Origin of the sequence: Arthrobacter sp. 2MCAF15 (assembly GCF_052115605.1) — a bacterium.
Lineage (GTDB): Bacteria > Actinomycetota > Actinomycetes > Actinomycetales > Micrococcaceae > Arthrobacter.
Window position 1 is genome coordinate 62646 of record NZ_JBFRGZ010000005.1, and the last position, 25658, is coordinate 88303.

A 25658-nucleotide genomic window follows, 5' to 3' on the forward strand; every position below is an offset into this window, starting at 1 on the left:
GGGTCCCCGTCGTTGCCGCTAGGGTGGTGCCATGACTGAGGGAACCGATAACGCAGGAACTGCAAATACGGCAGCAGCCGACGCAAAAACAGCAAAAGCAGCACTGGTCACCGGCGCGAGCACCGGAATCGGCGAGGCCACAGTGCGGGCACTTCGCAGCGAAGGCTGGACCGTGTTCGCCGTCGCCCGCCGTGCCGACCGGCTCGAGGCGCTCGCCGCCGAAACCGGCGCCGTCGCGCTTCCGGCCGATGTGACCGACGACGCCGACGTGGCCCGCCTGCTCGATGAGGTGACGCGGGCCGGCGGCATCGACACGCTGATCAACATCGCCGGCGGAGCCCGCGGTGCCGACAGGATCGCCGGTGCCAAGACCGAGGACTGGGAATGGATGTTCCAGGTCAACGTGCTGGGCAGCATGAAGCTGATCCGGGCGTTCCTGCCGATGCTGCGTGCCGGCGGCGAGGGAACCGTGCTGAACCTGACCTCCACCGCCGGGCTCGGGGCCTACGAGGGCGGCGGCGGCTACAACGCGGCCAAGTTCGCCCAGCACGCCCTGACCGGGGCGCTGCGGCTCGAAGAGGCCGAGCACAACGTCCGCGTGATCGAAGTGGCCCCCGGCCTGGTCCAGACCGAGGAATTCGCCCTGAACCGCCTCGGCGACCAGGACGCGGCGGCCAAGGTCTACGCCGGCGTCGAGAAGCCGCTCACCGCCGAGGACGTCGCGGACGTGGTCCGTTACGCCGTCGTCGCGCCGCACCACATCAACCTGGACCAGATCGTGATCCGCCCGGTGGCGCAGGCGGCCAATTACAAGCTGATCCGCAAAGCCTGACGCCGGGCGCTCAGCCACCGGCCGGTGCGTAGAGCGTGGCGAGGACCGCCGCATGGTCCGACCCGGCGACCTGCAGCACGGTGTAGCCACGGCTGCGCACCTGCGGGCCGGTCACGATGTGGTCAATCACCACGCCCGGCAGCGGCGGGCCGGCCATGGGCCACGTCGGCACCAGACGGGCCAGGGCCGCGGCGCCGGCGTCAACGAGGGGTCCGTCCGGGCCGTCCCCGTCGGAACCTGCTCCGGCGGCCCCCGCCAGTATCTGGCGGAACTCGGCGTGGTCGAGCGTGGCATTGAAGTCGCCCAGGAGCAGCACGTTGCCGGGACGGGCGGCAACGCGGCCCAGGGCGGCCAGTTCGCTGCGCCACTGCCCTGCCCGGCCCCACACGGGAGCCTTGGTGTGCACGTTGGTGACGTTAAGGGATACGGCCCGGCCGCCGGCGTCGAGCTCCAGCTGCACCGTGGGCATGTGGAAGGCGGAACCGTCCACGGAATCCACCGGACGGAGCGGGCGCGAGGAGTACACGGCCCCGCCGCCCGCGCCGTCCCTCGTGCGGCTGATCCGGTATGGAAGCAGCGTGCCCAGCCCCGCCTCATCCATCCGGCTTTCCAGGGCCAGGGAGAGCTCCTGGACGGCAAGGAGCCCGACGCCGTTCTCGCGCACCAGCCGCACCACCTCCGCGGCGTCCGCCTGGCCCTTCCAGGCGTTGAGGCTCATGACTGTCAGTTCGGCCGCCGGCAGCGCTCCGCCGCCCCGGACGCTGCCTTGTGCGGCGCCCTGTGCGGTGCCCTGTCCGGTGGACTGCTCCTGCGGCGGGTCCGCCTGCCGCGCCAGGAGGCGGTCGGCCACGCGGTCGGGCGGGAACAGCCACAGCAGCTGCAGGGCCAGGAGGGCGCCGGCCGGGACGGCCAGCCAGGGACGGCGCGCGCGCAGCGCCAGCACGACGGCAGCGCCGGCGGGGAGCACGAACCAGGGCGTGAAGGCCACGAGCTGCACCACAGGGGCCGGCCATGGCACCGGGACCGCCCGGAAGATGGACACTGCCGCGACGGGTGCGGCGCACAGCGCAGAAGAGAGCTGCCAGCGGTGGCTCGAGCTGCGGCTCTTCACTGATCGGCCTGCGGCGGCCCAGGGGCGGTCATGGCACGAGTCTATGCAGTCGGGCCGCCGGCGTCGCCCCTCCCGGCAGAGTTTGCCGCGCTGTGAAACGCCGTATTTTCTCCGGTACCATCGTCTTAGCAGCTTTGACCCGGCCATCACCGGTGAGCTTCCGGAAGAACGCCCCCGCGAGGCATGCGATCGCTTAGCTTGAAATCGCTGGGGCCAGTAGAACCGGACGGGTAAGCCCGTCACAGCAGTAATGAGCGGCCGACGCCGGTGCAGCCCTTTCTTGAAAAGGCGCACCCCGGTGGCGGTAAGTGAGGTGGTACCGCGGTGCCGGTGTTGTCGAAAGACAGTGCAGGGCCGTCCTCGCATCCTGAATGAATACATGTGTTCGCCGCTCAACCCAGGATGTCGAGATGACTTATTACCCCAAGGCCTCCGCCGCACCCGCAGGCGCCGGTTCCACCAAAGCAGGCGTGTCCGCCTCCGTGAAGTTCCCGGAGATCGAAGAGCGCATCCTCAAATACTGGGACCAGGACGGCACCTTCCAGGCCAGCATCGACCAGCGGGACTCTGACCTTCCTGGCGGGAAGCCCGGCAGCAACGAATTCGTCTTCTACGACGGCCCGCCCTTCGCCAACGGCCTGCCCCACTACGGCCACCTCCTGACCGGCTACGCCAAAGACCTCGTGGGCCGCTATCAGACCCAGCGCGGCCGCCGCGTCGAGCGGCGCTTCGGCTGGGACACGCACGGCCTGCCCGCCGAGCTGGAAGCCATGAAGCAGCTGGGCATGACGGACAAGACCCAGATCGAGGCCATGGGCATCGACAAGTTCAACGACGCCTGCCGTGCCTCCGTCATGAAGTACGCCGACGAGTGGAAGAGCTACGTCACCCGCCAGGCGCGCTGGGTGGACTTCGAGAACGATTACAAGACCCTCAACGTCGAGTACATGGAGTCCGTGTTGTGGGCCTTCAAGCAGCTGCACGAAAAGGGCCTGACCTACAACGGCTACCGTGTGCTGCCTTACTGCTGGAAGGACGAGACGCCTCTTTCCAACCATGAGCTGCGCATGGACGACGACGTCTACAAGAATCGCCAGGACCAGACCGTCACGGTGACCTTCCCGATCACAGCGGGGGAGTCGGAGCTGTCCAAGCAGCTCGCCGGGGTGCAGGCGCTCGCCTGGACCACCACGCCCTGGACGCTGCCCACCAACGCGGCGCTCGCCGTCGGGCCTTCCATCACCTACGTGGTCCTGCCAGCCGGACCGCACGGGATCAAGGCCGCCGCTGCCGAGGCACCGGTCACGGGCAGCTTCCTGCTCGCCGCGGACCTCCTGGGCGCCTACGCCAAGGACCTCGGCTACGGCGATGGCGCCGAGGGAGTCGCCGCCGCGGAAGCCGCCATCACCTCCCGCCACACCGGCGCCGAGCTCGACGGACTGGCCTACGAGCCGCTCTGGGACTACTTCAACGACAACGAGAAGTACGGCAACCAGAACGCTTGGCGCTTCCTCGAGGCCGACTACGTCACCACCACCGACGGCACCGGCATCGTCCACCAGTCGCCCGCCTACGGTGAGGACGACCAGAAAATCTGTGAAGAGGCCGGGATCCCCGTGGTCCTCTCCGTGGACGAGGGCGCCAAATTCCTGCCGCTGTTCAGCCACGGCCCGCTGGCCGAAATCGCCGGGCTGCAGGTGTTCGAGGCCAACAAGCCCATCACCCAGGTGCTCCGCGCCCAGGGCCGGCTGGTCCGCCAGGCCAGCTACGAGCACAGCTACCCGCACTGCTGGCGCTGCCGCAACCCGCTGATCTACCGCGCCGTGTCCTCCTGGTACGTCGAGGTCACCAAGTTCAAGGACCGCATGTCCGAACTGAACCAGGACATCAACTGGATCCCGGGCAACGTCAAGGACGGCCAGTTCGGCAAGTGGCTCGCCAACGCCCGCGACTGGTCCATTAGCCGCAACCGCTACTGGGGCAGCCCCATCCCGGTCTGGCAGTCCACCGACCCCGACTACCCTCGCACCGACGTCTACGGCTCCCTGGCCGAGATCGAGGCCGACTTCGGCCGCCTGCCGCTGAACAAGGCCGGCGAGGTGGACCTGCACCGGCCGTTCATCGACGATCTCATCCGCCCGAACCCGGATGACCCCCGCACCCCGGAAGAGGGCCAGTCCGTCATGCGCCGGGTCGAGGACGTCCTGGACGTCTGGTTCGACTCCGGCTCCATGCCCTACGGCCAGGTGCACTACCCGTTCCAGAACGAGGAATGGTTCGACACCCACAACCCGGCGGACTTCATCGTCGAGTACATCGGCCAGACCCGCGGCTGGTTCTACATGCTGCACATCCTCTCCACCGCGCTGTTCGACCGGCCGGCCTTCCGCAACGTCATCAGCCACGGCATCGTGCTGGGCTCGGACGGGCAGAAGATGTCCAAGAGCCTGCGCAACTACCCGGACGTCTCCGAGGTCCTGGACCGCGACGGCTCCGACGCCATGCGCTGGTTCCTGATGTCCAGCCCCATCCTGCGCGGCGGCAACCTCGTGGTCACCGAGCAGGGAATCCGCGACGGCGTCCGCCAGGTCATCCTGCCGCTGTGGAACGTGTTCAGCTTCTTCACTCTGTACACGAACGCTGCTGCTAACGGGAACGGCTATGACGCGAAGCTCCGCTACGACGGCTACGCCGACACCCTGGACCAGTACCTCATGGCCAACACGGGCGACCTCGTCCGGAACATGACCGCCCAGCTGGACGGCTACGACATCTCCGGCGCCTGCGACGAGCTGCGCAGCTACCTGGACATGCTCACCAACTGGTACGTCCGCCGCAGCCGGCAGCGCTTCTTCGACGAGAACGTCGACGCCTTCGACGCGCTCTACACCGCGCTGGAGGCCGTCTGCCGCGTGGCCGCGTCCCTGCTGCCGCTGATCTCCGAGGAGATCTGGCGCGGCCTCACCGGCGGCCGTTCCGTGCACCTGGCCGACTGGCCGGACGCCGAGCTGTTCCCGGCCAACGCCGAACTGGTCGAGGCGATGGACCGTGTCCAGCAGATCTGCTCCACCGGCTCCTCGCTGCGCAAGGCAGCGAACCTGCGCGTGCGCCTGCCGCTGCAGGAACTCACAGTCGTGGCACCCGGCGCGGACGCGCTGGGAGGCTTCGCCGCCGTCGTCGCCGATGAACTGAACCTGCGTTCGGTCCGCCTGCTCGACGCCGAGAGCGCCTCCCCGGGGGAGTTCGGCATCGAGCAGAAGCTCGTGGTCAACGCCCGCGCCGCCGGCCCGCGCCTGGGCAAGAACGTCCAGCAGGCCATCAAGGGCTCCAAGTCCGGCGACTGGTCGGTCAGCGAAGCGGGGGTGGTCACTGCCGGCGGCCTCGAGCTCGAACCGCAGGAGTACACGCTGGAAACCGTCGTGGCCGAAGCCGCGGAAGGGGCAGGATCCCGCGCTGCGGCTGTCCTGCCCGGTGGCGGGTTCGTGGTCCTCAACACCGAGGTCACCCCCGAACTCGAGGCCGAAGGGACGGCGCGTGACATGGTCCGCGCCATCCAGCAGGCCCGCAAGGACGCCGGACTCAATGTCAGCGACCGGATCAGCACCTCCGTCACAGCCAAACCGGACGTCGTCGAAGCGCTGCTGGCCAACGCCGAGCTCGTCAAGACCGAAACCCTCACCATCGAGCTGGAAACCGTGACGGCCGACGTCAAGGACCCGCAGGTCAGTGTTGCTAAGAAAGTTGGGGCCTAAGCCATGACCGACGAATTCTCCGTAGAGAGCGTCTACGCCGAGCTGCTGGGCCGGGCGCCGGAAAACAAGATGGAACCAAGGCTCGCCCCGCTGTTCCGTGCCATGGAAATCCTGGGGGAGCCGAACAAGGCGTTCCCGATCATCCACGTCACCGGCACCAACGGCAAGACCTCCACGGCCCGGATGATCGAGGCCGGGCTGCGCGCCCACGGCCTGAGCACCGGCCGCTACACGAGCCCGCACCTGTCCAAGGTCACCGAGCGGATCAGCATCGACGGCGCCCCGGTGCCGGACGAGACGTTCGTCCGGATCTGGGACGAGATCCGGCCCTACCTGCAGATCGTGGACAGCGAACTCGAAGCCGCGGGCCAGCCGCGGCTGACCTACTTCGAGTGCCTGACCATCCTGGGCTTCGCGGTCTTCGCCGACCAGCCGGTCAATGTCGCCGTGATCGAGGTGGGCCTGGGCGGCATCACCGACGCCACGAACGTCGGCGACGGCCAGGTAGCCGTGATTACCCCGATCTCCCTGGACCACACCGACCTGCTCGGCGACACCACCGGTGACATCGCCTACGAGAAGGCCGGCATCRTCAAGCCCGGCGGCTTCCTGGTCAGCGCGGCGCAGCCCGTCGACGCGGCCCAGGTCCTGCTGGAGAAGGCCAAGGAGGTCAACGTCCCGTTCCGCTTCGAGGGCGTGGAGTTCGGCGTCGAAGCCCGCACCGTCGCCGTGGGCGGCCAGATGGTCACCATCCAGGGCCTTGCCGGCCGCTACGAGGACCTGCTGGTGCCGCTGCACGGCGCCCACCAGGCCGAGAACGCCGCCGTCGCGATTGCCGCCCTGGAAGCGTTCTTCGGCGGGGAAAAGCCGATCGACGCCGAGATCCTGCAGGAAGCCTTCGCCTCCGTCACGTCCCCGGGACGGCTCGAGGTGGTCCGCACGTCGCCGACCATCATCGTGGACGCGGCCCACAACCCCGAAGGCATCCGGGTTTCCGCCGAGGCCATCCACGAGGCCTTCAACTTCACCAAGCTGGTGGTGGTGGTGGGCGTCCTGCGTGAAAAGGACGCCGAGGAAATCCTCCGCCAGCTCAAGGAATCCCTGGGCGGCCTCGCCACCGAATACTGCTTCACCGAGTCCAACTCGCCCCGGGCCGTCCCGGCCGAGGACCTCGCCGAGATCGCTGTTGACCTTGGCTTCGGCGAGGACAACATCCACGTCGCGGCGAAGCTTGACGACGCCCTCGAATGGGCCGTGGAACGCGCCGAAGCCGACGACGAACTCGCCGGCGGGGTCCTGGTGACCGGCTCCATCACGCTCGTCGCGGACGCCCGGATCCTGCTCGGAAAGGCGGATGCGTAAGCGATGGCAAAACTCACCAAAGCCCAGCGCGAGTGGCGCCCGGGCATGCCCAAAAAGCGGCGGTCCACGAAAGTCATGTTCGCCTCCACAGTCCTGCTGCTGGAAGCATTCGTGGTGCTCTTCGGGACGCTGGCCGTCTTTGGGCTGCACCGCAACGAATACCCGGCCGGACTGGTCTTCTCCGTGGGGATTGGCCTGTGCCTGGTGTTCATCTTCACCTGCGCCGTCCTCTCCAAGCCCTGGGGAGTGGCCCTGGGCTGGGTCCTGCAGGTCGTCCTGATCCTGGCCGGCCTCGTGGAACCAGCCATGTACCTGGTCGGCGCCCTCTTTGCCGTGTCCTGGTGGTACGGGATCCGGACCGGCATCCGGATTGACCGGGAAGCCACCCAGCGGGAACGCGAGCAGGCTGAATGGGACGCGGCCCACCCCGCTGGCTCCGGRCCGGAACAAACGCCCGGCACCGCGASCCCCTAGCCCGCACCCCTTAGACTTGATCCGAATCCCACCCAACACATTGGAGCAACTGTGAGCATTGAGCGCACCCTCGTCCTGATCAAGCCCGATGGCGTCGCCCGCAACCTGTCCGGCGCCATCCTGAGCCGGATCGAAGCCAAGGGCTACACCCTGGCCGAGCTCAAGAAGGTGGACGCGAGCCGCGAGCTGCTGGAACAGCACTACGAGGAGCACATCGGCAAGCCGTTCTACGAGCCGCTGGTTGAGTTCATGCTCAGCGGCCCGGTGGTTGCCGCGATCTTCGAAGGACACCGCGTGATCGAGGGCTTCCGCGTCCTCGCCGGCACCACGGACCCGACGACGGCGGCGCCCGGCACCATCCGCGGCGACTTCGGCCGCGACTGGGGCCTGAAGGTACAGCAGAACCTGGTCCACGGCTCGGACTCAGTGGAGTCCGCCGAGCGCGAGATGAAGATCTGGTTCTAACGCCCAGGCGACAGATCGAAAAAACAGATAAGGCCAATGTTCACTGCGAACATTGGCCTTATCTGTTATCTGGATGCGTCTGGTGCCTTGTGTCTGGGTGCGTTGCGTCTGGGTGGGTTGCGGGGCGCCTAGTATCCGGAGGTCCCGATGAAGACCTGGATGAAGGCGAAGAAGATCGTGGCGATCACGGCGACGTACAGCAGCGCCGTGATGATCCAGCCGGAGTCGCCGAGGACCTTGGTGGGGCCCGCCGGCAGCGCGATCACGCCGTGGGAAATGTTGCGGACGCTCACCCAGACGAACAAGGGGATCATCACGGCCCAGACCACCATGCAGAACGGGCAGAGGATGTGGATGGAATACAGGGCCTGGGACCAGAGCCAGACCACGAAGGCGAAGCCCAGCGTCACGCCGGCCTGAAGCCCCAGCCAGTACCACCGGGCGAATTTTGCGCCGGCCAGGATGCCCATGGCTGTGGTGATGATCACGGCGAAGGCAACGATGCCGATGAACATGTTCGGGAAGCCGAACACCGAACTCTGCGGTGTCTGCATGACCTGGCCACAGGAGATCCACGGGTTCACGTCGCAGACCGTGACGTGGTTCGGATCCTTCAGGACTTCCAGCTTCTCCAGCACCAGGGCCCCGGACGCGAGCCAGCCGATGGCGCCGGTGATCAGCAGGAGCCAGGCGAACGGACGGTCGCGGGTCATCGGGGGGAGGGACCGGTCCGCAGGAGCCGGACCGGAGCCTGGCTGGTGCACGGTCGCGTCGCCGGCGGTGCTGGAGATGCTGGGCATGGAATATGAGTCCCTCTAGTCGTGGTGGTCGAGTGCTTCTGGCCCGATTGTAACGCCGCAGACTGGACAGTGCCGGAGAACAGCCCGGCCGCCGCTCCCCGCGGCGGCCGAAGCACTTCCGGGCTTGCCTACGCCAGCTTTGACGCCTCCTGTGAGACAATGATCGTGGCTGGAACCCGATCCACATCCGGATTCCGGTCCGGCGATTTTGTTTCAAGACCGCCAATGATGAGCAGGGAGCTGCGGATCCTCTGATTCCAGCTGTCCCGCAATGCCATTGGACGGCACCTGGTTGTGGCATGTAGGTCAACGGGTTCCAAGACAATCTCGCCGGCCTTCCAGGGCTGCCGCACCCCACTGCCGGTGCGAACCTGAGGGTATTCAATTGACTTCTGTCAATGCCTGCGGGTGTTGACGCATATTTGCCCCAACGGGCGCCGAATGTGGCGGCGCATCAGGGGCAGGAGTGTCGCCACATATGGATAATGACCAGGTTGTAACCGGTAACGAAGACGTAGTAGCCGGGGAAGTAGAACTAACTGCGGAAGCAGAAGGAACTGCGGAAGCAGAGGCTCCGGTAGCGCCGAAGAGGGCCGTCCGGACCCGCCGGAAGGCCCCCGTACCAAAGATGGACGCCGCAGCTGCCGCGGAGGCGGTGGCTGAAGCCGCAGCCCTGGCCGAGGCAGCCGGCTCGGATGAGCCCGTCGCCGCTCGCGGCAAAGCAGCCGGCGCCAAAACCCCCGAGGCCGCTGCTGCCGAAGCTGCTGCTCCCGAAACTGCAGTCAAGGCGCCCGCACGGCGCACCCGTGCCCGCAAGAGCGTGGCCGCCCCGGAACCGCTCCCTGCCTTCGCCGAAGAGCCCGAGGCCAGCGCGACGGCCGCCGCAGAGGCTCCCGCCGCAGAAGCTTCTGAGGCATCGTCCGCAGCCGAGAAGGCAGCAGAGAAGCCGGTCCGTCGCCGGGCCAGCCGTGCAAAGGCCGCACCGAAAACCGAAGAAGTACCCGCAATAGCCGTTCCGGCCGAAGAAGCCGCCCCGGCTGAAGCTCAGCAGGCCGAAGCCACCGCCGAGACCACGGCGGAAACCCAGCCCGCCGTGGCCGCGCCCGAAGAAACCCCCGCCGATGGGCCGCAGGTCCGGCCCGAGGAAAGCCCGGCCGCCTCGCTGTTCATGGAACCCGGTGCCCTGACGTCCGTGATCTTCCAGGCCCCCGACCTCAGCACCGTGGTGCGCCCGGCCCCCGTTGCCGCAGCGGAGCCCGAAGACGAGGAAGGCGACGAGGACGAGGACGCCGGCAGCCGGCGTCGACGCCGCAGCCGCGGCCGGCGCGGGCGTACCCGCACCTCCGGCGAGTCCGAGACGGATTCAGAAGGCACCGACGAAGAGGGCGAGGAAGGCTCCGAGGCAACCCTCGAAGACGGCGTGACCTCCCGTCGCCGTCGTCGCCGCCGCCGCGGTGACCAGGATCTGGAACTGACCGGCGGGGAAGGCGACGACCCGCCCAACACGGTGACCCGGGTCCGCGCGCCGCGGGCCATGGCCGAGGCGCCGGTGAACAACCGCGTCACCTCCGTCAAGGGCTCCACCCGCCTGGAAGCCAAGAAGCAGCGCCGCCGCGAATCCCGCGACACCGGCCGCCGCCGCACCGTCATCACCGAGGCCGAGTTCCTGGCCCGCCGCGAGTCCGTGGACCGGCAGATGATCGTCCGCCAGCGCGACGACAGAATTCAGATCGGTGTCCTCGAAGACGGCGTCCTGGCCGAGCATTTCGTGTCCAAGACCCAGCAGGATTCCCTGATCGGCAACGTCTACCTGGGCAAGGTCCAGAACGTTCTCCCGTCCATGGAAGCCGCTTTCGTGGACATCGGCCGCGGCCGCAACGCTGTGCTGTACGCCGGCGAAGTGAACTGGGAGTCCGTCAACCTCGAAGGCAAGCAGCGCCGGATCGAGAACGCGCTCAAGTCCGGCGACTCCGTACTGGTCCAGGTCACCAAGGACCCGGTCGGCCACAAGGGCGCCCGCCTCACCAGCCAGATCTCGCTGCCCGGACGCTACCTCGTGTACGTGCCCGGCGGTTCCATGACCGGCATCTCCCGCAAGCTGYCCGACGTCGAACGCAACCGCCTCAAGCGGATCCTCAAGGACCGCCTGCCCGAGGACGCGGGCGTCATTGTCCGCACCGCGGCCGAGGGCGCCTCCGAGGAAGAGCTCACCCACGACATCAACCGGCTCCGCGCGCAGTGGGAAGGCATCGAGAGCCAGTCGACGTCCACCAAGATCCTCGCCCCCGAGCTGCTCTACGGCGAACCTGACCTGACCATCAAGGTGGTCCGCGACGTCTTCAACGAGGACTTCTCCAAGCTGATCGTCTCCGGCGAGGAAGCCTGGGACACCATCGAGGCCTACGTCACCTACGTGGCTCCGGACCTGGTGGGCCGGCTCGAGAAGTGGACCAAGGACACGGACATCTTTGCGGCCTGGCGCATCGACGAGCAGATCCACAAGGCCCTGGACCGCAAGGTCTTCCTGCCCTCTGGCGGGTCCCTCGTGATCGACCGCACCGAAGCCATGACCGTGGTGGACGTCAACACCGGCAAGTTCACCGGCTCCGGCGGCAACCTCGAGGAAACCGTCACCAAGAACAACCTGGAAGCGGCCGAGGAAGTCGTCCGGCAGCTGCGCCTGCGCGACATCGGCGGCATCATCGTGATCGACTTCATCGACATGGTGCTCGAATCCAACCGCGACCTCGTGCTGCGCCGCATGGTGGAGTGCCTGGGCCGGGACCGGACCAAGCACCAGGTGGCTGAGGTGACCTCGCTGGGCCTCGTGCAGATGACCCGCAAGCGGATGGGCACCGGCCTGCTGGAAGTCTTCGGTGAGCAGTGCGAAGCGTGCGCGGGCCGCGGCATCGTCACCCATGACGAGCCCGTGGAACACCGCCGCGCCAACACGGTCGCCGCGGAGCACTATGTGCCGCGCACCGAGGCGGCCCAGCCGGCTGCCCGCACCGAGCGCAAGAGCCGCCGCCGCGGCAGGGGAGGCCAGGGCCCGGAGTCCGCGCCGTCCACGCCCGCGGCCGTCCACGCCGAGCCCACCGAGGCTGAACGCCACGCCAAGGCTGAAGCCACCCGGGCCGCGCTGGCGAACATTGCCGCCGCCGCGCACGCCGCGCACCTGCACGACGGGGAGGCAGCCGCGGCCAGCGACGCCGGGGCCCGGCAGGCCGCCGTCGACGCCGTGACGCATCTCGCCGCCGCGGACGAGGCAGCCGGACGTCCCGCGACCGTCCTGACGTTTGGCGGCGAGCAGGTTGCCCTGCCCTTCGTCGAGCACGCCGAGGACACCCAGGCACCGGCCTTGACCCTGGACCTGCTGACCGAGGCCTTCGCCAACCTGGGCGAGGCCGACGCCGGCAAGCAGGCCGACAGGCAGGATGCAGCCCAGGCACCGGCGGCCCCCGAGGCGCCGTCAGCCTTGCCCGCCGCGGAAGCCCCGGCTTCACCGGCAGCGGACACGACGACTCGTGGCCGCCGCGGACGCCGCAACCGCAGCGCCAGCCGCGCCCAGGGCGCAGCCAACGAGACCTCCGTGGAACACCGCGAGGCCACACGTCCGGCCGCGGCAGGGTCGGTTCACGAGGCCAAGGCGCCCGCCGCGGCCCAGCGGGCGTCCATCCCTGCCGGCAACGAGCCGATCATCCTCGGCGTCGGGGTACCGGCCTCGGAGCTGTAGCCATCCGCGGCTGATCACGTCCCCGGCCGGTCACTTCGACTGGTTGGGTTGCGGGTCCGGGCCGAGCGGGCGTAACAATACGTCCGCTCGGCCCGGGCCCGCACGTGCGTTAACGGGGCAGCCCGGTGGCAACGGCTAGGCTGGAACACTGACACGGGGTGCCGCGCATCGGGCCGGCTGAGATCCAGACCCGTTGAACCTGTCCGGTTAGCACCGGCGAAGGGATGTCTGACTTGTCCGCGAAATCCAATCCGTCCAAATTGCCGCCCAGTGATCTTCAGCCGGGCAGTTTTCTGCCCGGCGGTTTCTTGCCCTCTGGGGTCCGCCCGTCCGCGCCGCCGCGCATTCCCCGCGTGCTGGCGATTGCGGGCTCCGATCCGTCCGGCGGGGCCGGGATCCAGGCCGACCTAAAAAGCATCGCGGCGAATGGCGGTTACGGCATGGCCGCCATCACGGCCCTGACCGCCCAAAACACCCAGGGCGTGCGCGCCGTCCACGTACCCCCGGCGGCGTTCCTCACGGCCCAGCTGGACGCCATCAGCGAGGACATCGACATTGACGCCGTCAAGATCGGCATGCTCGGCGACGCCGGTGTGATCGACGCCGTCCGCACCTGGCTGGAGAAGGTGCGCCCCGCCGTCGTCGTCCTGGACCCAGTGATGGTCGCCACGAGCGGTGACCGGCTCCTGCAGGAATCGGCCGAGGCCGCCCTGCAGGCCCTCCTGCCGCTGGCGGACCTCATCACCCCGAACCTCGCCGAACTCGGCATCCTGCTCAAGGAACCCGTCGCGGCCGACTGGGCCGAGGCCCTGGCGCAGGGCAAACGGCTGGCCGCACTGACCGGCGCCACCGTCCTGGTCAAGGGCGGACACCTCCAGGGCGGGCTCGCGCACGACGACGCCGGCTGCCCGGATGCGCTGGTCAACACCGGGGGCCTGCTCGGCACCGAAACGGTGGTGGTGCCGGGGGCGCGGATCGCCACGCGCAACAGCCACGGCACAGGCTGCTCCCTGTCCTCGGCCATGGCCACCGTGCAGGCCCGGGTGGGGGACTGGGAAGCGGCGCTGCGGGAGGTCAAGCCGTGGCTGCTGGGCGCACTCCGCGAAGCCTCGGTCCTGGACGTCGGCACCGGCAACGGCCCGGTCCATCACTTCCACCACGTCGGCCACGCTCATGTGGGCGACGCTGACGCGGGCCACGCTCCGGGGGAGGGCGAGTTCGCCGCGGCCCTGCACGCGGGGGCCACCGCCGATCTTGACGCCATCTACGCCCTGGACTTCATCCGCGGCCTGGCCGACGGGACCTTGCCCGAGCACGAGTTCGCCTACTACCTCGCCCAGGACGCCATCTACCTCAACGGCTACTCCCGGGTCCTGGCCCGCGCCGCCGCGATCGCCCCCACCGAGGCCGAGCAGCTGTTCTGGGCGAGGTCCGCGCAGACCTGCCTGGAAGTCGAGTCCGAGCTGCACCGTACCTGGCTCAGCACCCGCCCCACGGCGGCCACCCTGGGCCCGGTAACGAAGTCCTACGTCGATCACCTGTTGGCCGCCTCGGTGTCCGGCAGCTACGGGGTCCTCGTGGCAGCGGCCCTCCCATGCTTCTGGCTCTACGCCGAGGTCGGCTCCACGCTGCACCGGGAGTTCCTTGCCGGCGGCGCACCCGCCGGGCATCCCTACGCCGACTGGCTGCGGACCTACGCCGATGAGGACTTCGCCGCGGCCACCCGGCAGGCCATCGCGTACACGGACACGGCGGCCCGGCAGGCATCCGGGGGCGAGCGGGAAGCCATGGCCCTGGCCTTCCGGCAGTCCTCACGCTACGAAGTGGACTTCTTCGACGCGCCGCGGCTGCACGCCTGACGCGAGCTGGCCTGTGCAGCCGCTAGGATGGTGGGGCACGGTTCCGGAAGTCGTTGCGGCAACACAACATCAAGAACGCAGAGTCTAGGCGTTGTGGCGCCTGTCACGGACTGCCCCCGGAACCAGCCTCATTTGCGGCCGAAGGCAAAATTAGCGTATTCTAGATCTTCGGTGCTTACGCCAACACTTGGGTTATGACCCTGAGAACTGTCCGTTTGGAATTTCAACTGGATTTGTTCCGGGGATAGCTCATGGGTTCCCCCGGGGAATCCACCGGCGTTGAGGCACAGCGTGAGCCGGTCCAAACAATTTGGCCCCAGGTTCCGCACGCAAATCTAGTAATAAACGTCGAGAGAAGTGAGTTCCCCAGTGGTGTACGCGATTGTCCGCGCAGGCGGCCGCCAAGAGAAGGTTTCCGTTGGAGACTTCGTTACCCTGAACCGCGTCCCCGGTGGAGCCGGCAGCACCTTTGAGTTGCCCGCACTGCTCCTGGTGGACGGTGACAAAGTCACGTCTGCTGCTGCGGACCTGGCCAAGGTAACGGTTACGGCTGAGATCCTCGAAGACCTCCGTGGTCCGAAGATCGTCATCCAGAAGTTCAAGAACAAGACCGGTTACAAGAAGCGCCAGGGTCACCGTCAGGAATTGACCAAGGTCAAGATCACCGGTATCAAGTAACCCTTCGTTACTGTTCAGGTTCCAGCAGATTTCCCAGAATTTTTGAAGGCAGGCATTTCAAATGGCACATAAAAAAGGCGCGAGTTCCACTCGCAACGGTCGTGACTCCAACGCCCAGTACCTCGGCGTCAAGCGCTTCGGTGGCCAGGTAGTTTCCGCAGGCGAGATCATCGTCCGCCAGCGCGGCACCCACTTCCACCCGGGCGCCGGCGTCGGCCGCGGCGGGGACGACACCCTGTTCGCCCTGACCCCCGGTGCTGTCGAGTTCGGCACCCGCCGTGGTCGTCGCGTTGTGAACATCGTGGCTGCTGCAGCTGCAGAGTAGCAATAAGTTCTAAATCGGTGGAGCGGGCCATTAGGTCCGCTCCACCGGTGTTTTAACCGCATTACAATCATCTTGGGCCTCTTGGGGGTCCGGGGAACAGCACTGAGGAGATTTACGTGGCGAGCTTTGTAGACCGGGTAGTACTGCACGTATCCGGCGGTACCGGCGGCCACGGCTGTGTCTCCGTTCACCGGGAGAAGTTCAAGCCCCTCGGCGGTCCCGACGGCGGCAACGGCGGCAACGGCGGCGACGTCATCCTGCGCGTCGACTCGCAGACCACCACCCTGCTCGACTACCACCACGCCCCCCACCGGCACGCCACCAACGGCGGCCCCGGCATGGGTGACTGGCGCGGCGGCAAGAACGGCGAAACCCTGATCCTTCCGGTGCCTGTGGGCACCGTGGTGAAGTCCAAGTCCGGCGAAGTCCTCGCCGACCTCGTGGGCGAAGGCGACGAATACATCGCCGCGGCCGGCGGCATCGGTGGCCTCGGCAACGCGGCACTGTCCTCCCAGAAGCGCCGCGCCCCCGGCTTCGCGCTGCTCGGCATCGAGGGCGAATCCAGCGACGTCGTCCTGGAACTGAAGTCCATCGCTGACATCGCGCTCGTCGGCTTCCCCTCCGCCGGCAAGTCGAGCCTGATCGCCGCGATGTCGGCCGCCCGGCCCAAGATCGCCGACTACCCCTTCACCACCCTGATCCCGAACCTGGGCGTCGTCCAGGCCGGCGAGATCCGCTTCACCATTGCCGACGTCCCGGGCCTGATCGAGGGCGCCAGCGAGGGCAAGGGCCTGGGCCACCACTTCCTGCGCCACGTAGAGCGCTGCGCCGCACTCGTGCACGTGCTGGACTGCGGCACGCTCGAATCGGACCGCGATCCCCTCTCCGACCTCTCCATCATCGAGGCCGAGCTGGAGAAGTACGCCGTGGACATGAGCTACAGCGGCGCCGACGGCGAAGTCGTTCCGCTGAACCACCGCCCCCGGCTGGTCGCCCTGAACAAGGTGGACCTGCCCGACGGCAAGGACATGGCCGAGTTCGTCCGTCCGGAACTGGAATCCCGCGGCTACAAGGTCTTCGAAATCTCCGCGACGAGCCACGAGGGCCTCCGCCAGCTCGGCTTCGCCATGGCCGAAATCGTCCAGGCCGCCCGCGACGTCGTCGCCGCGACCCCGCCGAAGGTGGCGGCCCCCGTACTGCGCCCCCGCGCCGTCAACGAGACCGGCTTCAGCATCCGCCGCGAGGAAAAGGGCCTCGAGCCGCTCTTCCGCGTCCAGGGCGAGAAGCCCGTGCGCTGGGTCAAGCAGACCGACTTCACCAACGAGGAAGCGATCGGCTACCTCGCCGACCGACTGGCCAAGCTGGGCGTCGAGAATGAGCTGTTCAAACAGGGCGCCAAGCCCGGCGACATGGTGGTCATCGGCGATGACGACGGCGTCGTCTTCGACTGGGAGCCGACCATGATGGCCGGCGCCGAACTGCTCGCCTCGCCGCGCGGCACCGACGTGCGCTTCGCCGACATCGGCGACCGCCCGACGCGTGGCCAGAAGCGCGACGAACAGCAGGAGCGCCGCGACGCCAAGGCAGCCGCCCGCGCCGAGCTCGAAGCCGAACGCAAAGCCGGCATCTGGACCGAATCCGTCAGCGGCCGCCGGGCGCGGCAGCCGCTCAAGGAGAGTGGACTGGGCGCAGAAGATGACGAGTAAGACCGTCGTCGAGCACCGGTTACAGCCGCTCAAGGCCCAAAGCATCAGCGCCCACACCCGCAGCGCCCCCGACCGCACCGCGCTGTCCGGGGCCCGCCGGATCGTCGTCAAAGTCGGCTCGTCCTCGCTGACCTCCATCAAAGGCGGAATCTCCGACGAGGCCCTGACCGGCCTCGCGGACGCGCTGGCGCACAAACGCAACGCCGGCACGGAAATCATCCTGGTGTCCTCCGGCGCGATCGCCGCCGGCCTGGCCCCGCTGGGGCTGGAGAAGCGCCCCCGCGACCTCGCCACCCAGCAGGCCGCGGCGAGCGTCGGCCAGGGCCTGCTGATGGCCCGCTACACCCACGCCTTCGGGGCGCACGGGGTCACCGTCAGCCAGGTGCTCCTGACCGCGGATGACTTCATGCGCCGCAGCCAGCACACCAACGCGTTCCGCGCCCTGGACCGCCTGCTTAACCTCGGCGTCGTCCCGGTGGTCAACGAAAACGACACCGTGGCCACCCACGAGATCCGCTTTGGCGACAACGACCGCCTCGCGGCCCTTGTGGCCCACCTGGTCCGCGCCGACGCGCTCGTGCTGCTCTCCGACGTCGACTCCCTGTACGACGGTCCGCCGTCGCACGGGGCCAAACGGATCCCGCACGTCTCGGGCCCCCACGACCTCGACGGCGTCTCGATCGGCAGCACCGGAAAAGCCGGTGTGGGCACCGGCGGCATGGTCACCAAGGTCGAAGCCGCCACCATCGCCGCGGGTTCGGGCATCCACGCCCTGGTCACGTCCACGGCCAACGCGGCTGCCGCGCTGGCGGGCGAGGACGTGGGCACGTGGTTCTCCGTGAACGGCGCCCGCAAGCCGATCCGGCTCCTGTGGCTGGCCCACCTGGCGTCCGTCCGGGGCACGCTGGTGCTCGACGACGGCGCGGTCCAGGCCGTCCGTGACCGCCACACCTCGCTGCTGCCGGCCGGGATTGCCGAGGTGAAGGGCGACTTCGAGGCCGGCGACGCCGTGGAGATGGTCTCGCTGGACAACACCGTGATTGCGCGCGGGCTGGTCAACTATTCCGCCGCCGAGCTGCCCCAAATGCTGGGCCGCTCCACACGGGAGCTGGGCAAAGCACTGGGCCGCGGATATGACCGCGAAGTTGTTCATGTTGACGATCTGGTGCTGGTCTAGGTCCACTGGACGCCTAAACTGGAAGCATGACTGAGGCCCTGACTTCCGCTGCCGTGCCCGCTGACGCTATCCCCGCTGGCAATCCTGTGCCCGCCGAGGGTTTCGCGGCGCCGGATCCGGCGGAAACGCCGGCCACGGCCACGGACATCGAAGCTGCCGTCCATGCGATCGCTGACCGCTCGCGCCACGCAGCCCGAAAGATGGCGCACGCGAACCGGGCCTGGAAGGACCGTGGCCTGCGCGCCATCGGCAAGGCGCTCGTGGAGCACAAACACCAGATCCTGGCCGCCAACGCCAAGGACGTCGAAGCCGGCCGGGCCGCCGGAACCAGCCCCGCCCTCCTGGACCGCCTGACGCTGACCGATCCGCGCATCACGGCCCTCGCCGCGGCCCTGGAAAACCTTGCCACCCTGCCGGACCCCGTCGGGAACGTCGTGCGGGGCCAGACCCTGCCCAACGGGCTGCGCCTCCGCCAGATCAACGTGCCCATGGGCGTGGTGGCCGCGATCTACGAGGCACGCCCGAATGTCACGGTCGATATCGCCGGCCTGGCCCTCAAGAGCGGCAACGCCGTCATCCTGCGCGGCGGATCCGCCGCCGCAGCCACCAACGCCGCCCTCATCACCATCCTCCGGGACGCCCTGGAATCGGTGGGCCTGCCCGCCGACGCCGTCCAGACCGTCGACCAGTACGGCCGCGAGGGCGCCAACGCCCTGATGCGGGCGCGTGGCCGGGTGGACGTGCTCATTCCCCGCGGCGGGCGCGACCTGATCCAGACCGTGGTGACGAACTCCTCCGTACCGGTCATCGAAACCGGCGAGGGCAATGTCCACATCTTCGTGGACGCGTCCGCCAGCGAGGACATGGCCGTCGAGATCCTCCTCAACGCCAAGACCCAGCGGCCCAGCGTCTGCAACACGGTCGAAACGCTGCTGGTGCACTCCAAGTCCACCGTCCTGCCCGCCATCGCCGCCGCGCTGCGGGCCGCCGGGGTCACCCTGCACGTGGACCAGCGCGTCCGCGCCGCGCTGCCGGCCTCGATCCCCTCGGTGCCGGCCACCGACGAGGACTGGGCCACCGAATACATGAACCTGGACCTGGCGGTGGCCATGGTGGACAGCCTGGACGAGGCCGTCAGGCACATCCGCAAGTGGTCCACGGGCCACACCGAGGCGATCCTGACCAACGACCTCGCCAACGCGGAGCGCTTCATCGCCGAGATCGATTCGGCCGCCGTGATCGTGAACGCCTCCACCCGCTTCACCGACGGCGGCGAGCTCGGACTCGGCGCCGAGGTGGGGATTTCCACCCAAAAACTTCACGCCCGCGGCCCCATGGGACTAACGGAACTGACCACGACCAAGTGGATCGTGCAGGGCGAGGGCCAGATCCGGGGCTAGCAACGCTGTAACATGGAACGGAAGACCGGAACGGCGGACACCTCCGCCGTCGTCAAATTTTGAACTCATTAGGGGAGAACATGCTGTCGCAGCAGATCGCCACTTTCGTCGCCGCCGCCGGCGAATCGGGCCACGAGGAACTCGCGCCGCTCATTGCACCGCCGTTTGTCATTGGCGGAACCATGTTCGCGATCCTGGTGGTCCTGTTGTTGATCACGCTGTCTTACTCCAACCTGGGCAGGCGCCACGTGGCCGTCGAGGAACACTCGGATCCGCACCGCCAGCACCCGAACAAGCACGATCACAGCCAAGGTCACTAATATTTCCGCCACCATGAGGCAGCGCGGCGCCCAGCGCCGCCTGCGTCTGGGTGTGATGGGCGGCACGTTCGATCCCATCCACCACGGACACCTTGTCGCGGCCAGTGAGGTCGCGGCCAAGTTCGACCTCGACGAAGTCGTGTTTGTGCCCACCGGACAGCCCTGGCAGAAGTCGGCCAAGAAAGTCAGCGAAGCCGAGCACCGGTATCTCATGACCGTCATTGCCACGGCTTCGAACCCCCGCTTCACTGTCAGCAGGGTGGACGTGGACCGGCCGGGACCAACCTACACGATCGACACGTTGCGCGACCTCCGCACGCTGCGCCCGGACGCGGACCTCTTCTTCATCACCGGCGCGGACGCCCTGGCACAGATTTTGTCCTGGAAAGACATCGACGAACTGTGGTCGCTCGCCCACTTTGTGGGCGTCACCCGGCCGGGCCACGTCCTGGACGGTATGGGCCGCAAGGATGTCAGCCTCCTGGAGGTCCCGGCCATGGCCATTTCCTCCACGGACTGCCGCACCAGGGTGGCCGAAGGCAATCCTGTCTGGTACCTCGTTCCGGACGGGGTGGTCCAGTACATCGCAAAGTACGGCCTGTACCACACGAGCCCCGACGCGGTCCGCCTCGATGCCGGACACACTGAGGCCAACAGCGCCCGCGGCGCGGCAGGATTTGACCCGGCACAGCACGATCCAGCCTTCGAGATTACCCAACCAGCCAGCACTGAATGAGTTTGCCATGAGTCAGGAACAGCCTCCCATCCGCAGCCGCCGCGAATTGCGACAGGCCAGAGATGAACGCTTGGATACTGCGGGACCGGGCGAGCCGACCGAGGCCGAAATCACCGGCCGGAGCCGTCGTGTTGCCGACGCTCCGGTGGATTCTGTGCCTGGCGGTGCCGAGCGGTCCTCCCAGGTCCGGGCACGGGACCGGGCCACGCTGCGCACCATCAAGGAGCTCGCTGAGAAGGAAGGCCAACTGGCGCAGGGAGGGCCACCCACCCGTCGCCAGCTGCGGCTTCTGGAGCTGGCGACCGAAACCGCCCCCGCCACCCAGGCCAACACCATTGTCCCGGTGTCCCCGCGGACCAGGGCCAACCCCGTGGTTTCCCCAGCCCAAAATAACCCGGCCCAAAAGGACCCAGCACCTGCCCCGGCCGTGTCAGGCGCCGCGGCAGCAAAGGCTCCCACGGCAGGTCCCGACGGCGTCGGCCCGGGCGGGAAGACGCCCGAGGGCATGAGCGTGGAGCAGGCATTGGCCGCGCGGGAACTGCTCGCCGAGCAGGCCAAGAACCAAGTGGCCAAGATGGAGCACATCGCGGCGACGGATCCCGACGCCGTCGATCCGGCCGTCCTGGCCGAGCAGATCGCCCTGGCCGAGCGCGCCGCGGTGCTGAACCGCCGCGCCGCCGCCAAGCAGAAGCTGGCCGAGCAAAACAGCCAGCCCGCAGTGCCCCGCAACGATCCCACCACGGCCAACAACTTGGCCATGGTCACACCCCTGGAATTTGAGAAGGTTCCCGGCGTGGAGCGGCCCGTCATGAAGCGCCCTGCCACGTCGTATGTTCCGGTCGTCACCAACCCGGGTCCCCGGGTGGATGCGACACGGAAACCCGGTGGTCGGCGCCCCGGCCTGTCCCGCCAGCGGCCCGCAGGTCCTGCTGCGGGTTCAGCCGCTGGTTCTGCAACGGGTTCTGCCGCTGGTTCTGCAACGGGTTCTGCCTTCGGCAAGAGCGGTGTCCTGGCCCGGGCGGAAGCAGCCGCCAAAGCCGGAAAGGCCCGGCCAACCGGCGTTTCGGCAATTTCCGCGGGCGGGACCGACGAGGCCCTCGTTGGCGGGGAGCCCGTGGCAGCGAATTCCGCTTACGGACTGGATCCCCTGGACGCCGCTACCGCCGGACTGGGCCGGGCACGGCGCCTGCGCTTGCTCCAGCTCGGCGTCCTGGCGTTGGGGGTCGTCGCCCTCATCGCCGGCATCACACTGATCGTCACCGGGCTGGCCCGCTAGGCCGCCACATGGGCGTCGAGCTTCACCGTCGAATGGCGCGGGAAGTGTCACCCCAGCCGTTCGGCCGATACCCGGCGGAGCAATTCACCTACGGCGTCCCAGCCCAGGTTTTAGTTTCATGACCATGAATTTTCATCACTAGGTTTTTCATTACCAGGTTTTCATCACTACAAGGAGTCCCGTGTCTGCAACCGATTCATCCATCATTACCGCCCGCCACGCAGCCCGCGCTGCCTCGGAGAAGCTCGCCGAAGACATCGTGGCCCTGGACGTCAGCGAACGGCTGGCCCTGGCCGACGTCTTCCTGATCGCCTCGGCGCCGAGCGAACGCCAGGTCAACGCGATCGTGGACGGCATCGAGGACGAACTCTCCAAGTTTGACCAGAAGCCCGTCCGCCGCGAGGGCCGTTCCGGCGGCCGCTGGGTGCTGCTGGACTACTCGAACGTGGTCATCCACGTCCAGCACGAGGAAGACCGCGTCTTCTACGCCCTCGAGCGCCTCTGGAAAGACTGCCCCGTCGTTGACCTGCAGCTCGGTGACGACGCCTCCGCCAAGGCCACCGCCAGCACCGACACCGAGTAGCAATGCGGCGCACGGCCAGCCCGATCGGGGCGAATATGCCCGATTTGGAATTTTCGGAATGGCTGGTCTAAGATATTTGAGTTGCTTCGGAGAGATCCGAACGAAAGACCGGAACTTTACGCGTCAGTAGACGTGCTCGGAGCAGCGAAAATTCGGGGCTGTGGCGCAGCTGGTAGCGCACCTGCATGGCATGCAGGGGGTCAGGGGTTCGAGTCCCCTCAGCTCCACCGGATGATCCGCCGGAATCGAAAGATTCCGGCGGATTTTTTTCTGCCCGGAACGGGGGAGCGAGTTGCCCGGAACGGGGGAGCGGGGGTTCCCGGGGGCGTACCGGCCACAAATTTGACCGGCCGGCGCGCCGATTAGCGCGAACGCGGTTTGTGGTTTAAGCTAGACAGGTTGCTTCAGGGAGGACAAAACTTCCAGGGCAAATGAGGGGCTGTGGCGCAGCTGGTAGCGCACCTGCATGGCATGCAGGGGGTCAGGGGTTCGAGTCCCCTCAGCTCCACCACGAAAGGGAATCACCGCTTGGCGGTGGTTCCCTTTTTCGTACCCTGCGCAGGAGTGCGGGACTGCGGTTGGCGCAGCCGTCAAGACTGTCTCATGACTGGACGTCACAAACTGTCATTTAAGCTCTGCACCCCGGGCGGGACCTTGCTATCGTCGCTAGGAGAGAGCCGCCACGCGGCTTAGCTGGAAGGCCATTTCCGGCTCCACGACTAAGGACCATCATGAAGCGCACTCGACTTTCCGTTATCGGCCTCATTGCGGCAGCAGGACTCGCCCTGGCAGGCTGCGGCTCGGCGTCCACCACACCTGCCAGTTCGGCGCCCGCCGCCGGTGCGGACACATCCCTCAGCGACGTCAAGAGTGCGGGTGTGCTCAAGGTCGGCACGGAAGGCACCTACCGGCCGTTCACGTTCCACGCCAACGGCAGCGGTGACCTGACCGGCTACGACGTGGAGATCATCAACGCCGTGGCCGAGAAGCTGGGCGTTAAGCCGTCCTTCCAGGAAACGCAGTTCGACGCCATCTTCGCCGGCCTCGACGCCAAACGCTTCGACGTCGTCGCAAACCAGGTTTCCATTACGGACGAGCGCAAGGCGAAGTACGACTTCTCCACCCCCTACACGGTGAGCACCGGCGTCGTCGTCACCAAGGCTGACAACAACGACATCAGCTCCTTCGACAGCCTGAAGGGCAAGACCACCGCACAGTCACTGACCAGCAACTGGTACAAACTGGCGCAGCAGAGCGGCGCAAACGTCGAGGCCGTGGAGGGTTGGGCACAGGCGATCACCTTGCTCAAGCAGGGCCGTGTGGATGCAACCATCAATGACAAGCTGACGTACCTGGACTACCAGAAGACGGACCACGACACCGGCATCAAGGTTGCCGCTGAAACCACTGACAAGTCGCTGAGCGCGTTCGCCCTGCGCAAGGGCTCGACCAGCCTCACCGACGCCATCAACAAGGCCCTCGGCGAGCTGGCGGCCGACGGCACGCTGACGAAGATCTCGCAGAAGTACTTCGACGCCGACGTCTCGAAGTAGCCCTGTGGAAGCCGCCGAGGGACGCAGCGTCCCGGCATGAATATCAACTGGGAACTCGTGTGGTCCTCACTGGGCCCCCTCCTGGCGGGTGCGATCACCGGCACCATCCCGTTGGCGCTGGCATCCTTCGGCCTGGGCCTGCTGCTGGCCCTGGTGGTCGCCCTTATGCGGCTGAGCCGCAACCGCCTGGTCTCCGCGGTGGCGCGGATCTACATCTCCGTCATCCGCGGGACCCCGCTGCTGGTCCAGCTGTTCGTCATCTTCTACGGGCTGCCGTCCATCGGCATCACCATCAGCCCCTGGCCCAGCGCCATCATCGCCTTCTCCCTGAATGTGGGCGGCTATGCCGCAGAGGTCATCCGGGCGGCCATCCTGTCAGTTCCCAAGGGGCAATGGGAGGCCGGCCACACCATCGGGATGTCCCGCCACCAGACCCTGGTGCGGATCATCCTGCCGCAGGCCGCGCGGGTCTCAGTCCCGCCGCTGTCCAACACCTTCATCAGCCTGGTCAAGGACACCTCGCTGGCGTCCCTGATCCTCGTCACGGAGTTGTTCCGGGTGGCGCAGCAGGTGGCCGCGTTCAGCCAGGAATTCATGCTGCTGTACCTCGAGGCGGCAGTCATCTACTGGATCATCTGCCTCGTCCTTGCCAGCGGACAGTCCGCCCTGGAGAAGAGATTGGACCGCTATGTCGCCCACTGAGCTCCCTCCCAGGCAGCCCCCGCTCCCTGGCGCCCCCGTTCCGGAGGCTGCTGTTCCGGCGGACGCACTGCTGACCGTCAGGGGCCTGAAAAAGGCCTTCGGCCAGCATGAAGTGCTGAAATCCATTGACCTCGAGGTCCGCCGCGGCGAGGTGGTCACGCTGATCGGGCCCTCCGGATCAGGCAAGACGACAGTCCTGCGGTGCCTGAACGGGCTCGAAGTGCCCGACGCCGGCGTCGCCGAATTCGCGGGGCAACTGACCGTCGACTTTTCCACGCCGGTGGCGAAGAAGCAGGTGCTCGCCCTGCGGGACCGCAGCGCCATGGTGTTCCAGCACTACAACCTCTTCCCGCACAAAACCGTCCTCGAGAACGTGATCGAAGGCCCGGTCCAGGTGCAGAAGCGGCCCAAGGCGGAGGCGGTGCAGGAGGCCCGGGACCTGCTGGCCCGCGTCGGCCTGGCCGGTAAGGAGAACAGCTATCCGTTCGAGCTCTCCGGCGGCCAGCAGCAGCGTGTGGGGATTGTGCGGGCCCTTGCCCTGCGCCCGCAACTGCTGCTGTTCGACGAGCCAACCTCGGCGCTGGACCCCGAACTGGTCGGCGAGGTCCTTGCCGTCATCAAGGAACTCGCGGACGAAGGCTGGACCATGGTGGTGGTTACCCACGAGCTGGCGTTCGCACGCCAGGTGGCCGACGAAGTCATCTTCATGGACGGCGGCGTSGTGGTCGAACGCGGCCACCCGGACACCGTGCTGCGTGACCCCCGGGAGGAACGCACCCGGCAGTTTGTGGACCGCCTGCTGAACCCGTTCTAG

21 protein-coding genes, 2 tRNA genes and 1 riboswitch are annotated in these 25658 nt (G+C 67.5%); of the genes, 21 read left to right on the forward strand and 2 right to left on the reverse strand.

Translation table 11 applies throughout. The annotated features are described in order from the left end of the window. Positions 1-31: 31 nt before the first annotated feature. The gene (locus tag AB4089_RS07945; protein WP_441408747.1) at positions 32-832 is read left to right on the forward strand and encodes an SDR family oxidoreductase; all 801 of its coding nucleotides are present in this window, start codon (positions 32-34) and stop codon (positions 830-832) included. 10 nt (positions 833-842) lie between these two features. On the opposite strand, the gene AB4089_RS07950 is transcribed toward AB4089_RS07945, so the two are convergent. Beyond that, positions 843-1943, reverse strand: a complete 1101-nt coding sequence (locus tag AB4089_RS07950) for an endonuclease/exonuclease/phosphatase family protein (RefSeq protein WP_441408748.1) — start codon at positions 1941-1943, stop codon at positions 843-845. Between the two features lie 410 nt (positions 1944-2353). Between AB4089_RS07950 and ileS the strand changes: the two genes are divergently transcribed. Genes ileS through ndk form a run of 4 tightly spaced genes read left to right on the forward strand, consistent with a single transcriptional unit; the run spans position 2354 to position 7996 of the window. After that, positions 2354-5695: an isoleucine--tRNA ligase gene (gene ileS / locus AB4089_RS07955; protein WP_441408749.1), complete on the forward strand. Its 3342-nt coding sequence runs from the start codon at positions 2354-2356 to the stop codon at positions 5693-5695. Between the two features lie 3 nt (positions 5696-5698). After that, complete coding sequence (locus AB4089_RS07960) at positions 5699-7057, forward strand: bifunctional folylpolyglutamate synthase/dihydrofolate synthase (RefSeq protein ID WP_441408750.1); 1359 nt, start codon at positions 5699-5701, stop codon at positions 7055-7057. A gap of 3 nt (positions 7058-7060) precedes the next feature. Continuing rightward, positions 7061-7531 carry a DUF4233 domain-containing protein gene (locus AB4089_RS07965; protein WP_441408751.1) on the forward strand — a complete coding sequence of 157 codons (471 nt, stop codon included), beginning with the start codon at positions 7061-7063 and terminating at the stop codon, positions 7529-7531. Between the two features lie 51 nt (positions 7532-7582). Next, a complete protein-coding gene (gene ndk / locus AB4089_RS07970) occupies positions 7583-7996 on the forward strand; it encodes a nucleoside-diphosphate kinase (RefSeq protein WP_441408752.1) in 414 nt (137 codons plus the stop codon). Between the two features lie 128 nt (positions 7997-8124). Here ndk and AB4089_RS07975 read toward each other — a convergent pair whose 3' ends face one another. Next, positions 8125-8796 (reverse strand): vitamin K epoxide reductase family protein, encoded by a 672-nt coding sequence (locus tag AB4089_RS07975; RefSeq protein ID WP_441408753.1) that lies wholly within the window; start codon positions 8794-8796, stop codon positions 8125-8127. 478 nt (positions 8797-9274) lie between these two features. On the opposite strand from AB4089_RS07975, the gene AB4089_RS07980 reads away from it, so the two are divergent. The 16 genes from AB4089_RS07980 (at position 9275) to AB4089_RS08055 (ending at position 25658) form a co-directional block, all read left to right on the forward strand. Further along, on the forward strand, positions 9275-12529 hold the full coding sequence (locus AB4089_RS07980) for an Rne/Rng family ribonuclease (protein WP_441408754.1): 3255 nt from the start codon (positions 9275-9277) through the stop codon (positions 12527-12529). A gap of 144 nt (positions 12530-12673) precedes the next feature. Then, a riboswitch (TPP riboswitch) is annotated at positions 12674-12771 on the forward strand. Beyond that, positions 12754-14388, forward strand: coding sequence for a bifunctional hydroxymethylpyrimidine kinase/phosphomethylpyrimidine kinase (locus AB4089_RS07985; RefSeq protein WP_441408755.1), 1635 nt, complete (start codon positions 12754-12756; stop codon positions 14386-14388). It overlaps the preceding riboswitch by 18 nt. A gap of 369 nt (positions 14389-14757) precedes the next feature. After that, positions 14758-15066: a 50S ribosomal protein L21 gene (rplU, locus tag AB4089_RS07990; RefSeq protein ID WP_018773353.1), complete on the forward strand. Its 309-nt coding sequence runs from the start codon at positions 14758-14760 to the stop codon at positions 15064-15066. 61 nt (positions 15067-15127) lie between these two features. Beyond that, positions 15128-15391 carry a 50S ribosomal protein L27 gene (gene rpmA, locus AB4089_RS07995; protein WP_009372867.1) on the forward strand — a complete coding sequence of 88 codons (264 nt, stop codon included), beginning with the start codon at positions 15128-15130 and terminating at the stop codon, positions 15389-15391. A gap of 116 nt (positions 15392-15507) precedes the next feature. Continuing rightward, the gene (gene obgE, locus AB4089_RS08000) at positions 15508-17097 is read left to right on the forward strand and encodes a GTPase ObgE (RefSeq protein WP_441408756.1); all 1590 of its coding nucleotides are present in this window, start codon (positions 15508-15510) and stop codon (positions 17095-17097) included. After that, entirely contained in the window at positions 17087-18274 is a 1188-nt protein-coding gene (gene proB / locus AB4089_RS08005; protein ID WP_441408757.1) for a glutamate 5-kinase, read from the forward strand. Before obgE ends, proB begins: the two co-directional genes overlap by 11 nt. A gap of 26 nt (positions 18275-18300) precedes the next feature. Continuing rightward, positions 18301-19674 (forward strand): glutamate-5-semialdehyde dehydrogenase, encoded by a 1374-nt coding sequence (locus AB4089_RS08010; protein WP_441408758.1) that lies wholly within the window; start codon positions 18301-18303, stop codon positions 19672-19674. Between the two features lie 80 nt (positions 19675-19754). After that, positions 19755-19994, forward strand: coding sequence for a hypothetical protein (locus AB4089_RS08015; protein ID WP_441408759.1), 240 nt, complete (start codon positions 19755-19757; stop codon positions 19992-19994). 55 nt (positions 19995-20049) lie between these two features. Continuing rightward, entirely contained in the window at positions 20050-20730 is a 681-nt protein-coding gene (gene nadD, locus AB4089_RS08020; protein ID WP_441408881.1) for a nicotinate-nucleotide adenylyltransferase, read from the forward strand. Between the two features lie 7 nt (positions 20731-20737). Continuing rightward, entirely contained in the window at positions 20738-22006 is a 1269-nt protein-coding gene (locus tag AB4089_RS08025; RefSeq protein WP_441408760.1) for a hypothetical protein, read from the forward strand. 181 nt (positions 22007-22187) lie between these two features. After that, on the forward strand, positions 22188-22589 hold the full coding sequence (gene rsfS / locus AB4089_RS08030; RefSeq protein WP_441408761.1) for a ribosome silencing factor: 402 nt from the start codon (positions 22188-22190) through the stop codon (positions 22587-22589). A 154-nt stretch (positions 22590-22743) separates the two neighbouring features. After that, positions 22744-22816: transfer RNA gene (locus tag AB4089_RS08035), tRNA-Ala, on the forward strand. Positions 22817-23024: 208 nt separating this feature from the next. Further along, positions 23025-23100 (forward strand) — tRNA-Ala (locus AB4089_RS08040). A gap of 220 nt (positions 23101-23320) precedes the next feature. After that, positions 23321-24142 carry an amino acid ABC transporter substrate-binding protein gene (locus AB4089_RS08045; protein WP_441408762.1) on the forward strand — a complete coding sequence of 274 codons (822 nt, stop codon included), beginning with the start codon at positions 23321-23323 and terminating at the stop codon, positions 24140-24142. A 36-nt stretch (positions 24143-24178) separates the two neighbouring features. Continuing rightward, positions 24179-24844, forward strand: a complete 666-nt coding sequence (locus AB4089_RS08050; RefSeq protein WP_441408763.1) for an amino acid ABC transporter permease — start codon at positions 24179-24181, stop codon at positions 24842-24844. Further along, positions 24831-25658 (forward strand): amino acid ABC transporter ATP-binding protein, encoded by an 828-nt coding sequence (locus AB4089_RS08055; RefSeq protein WP_441408764.1) that lies wholly within the window; start codon positions 24831-24833, stop codon positions 25656-25658. Before AB4089_RS08050 ends, AB4089_RS08055 begins: the two co-directional genes overlap by 14 nt.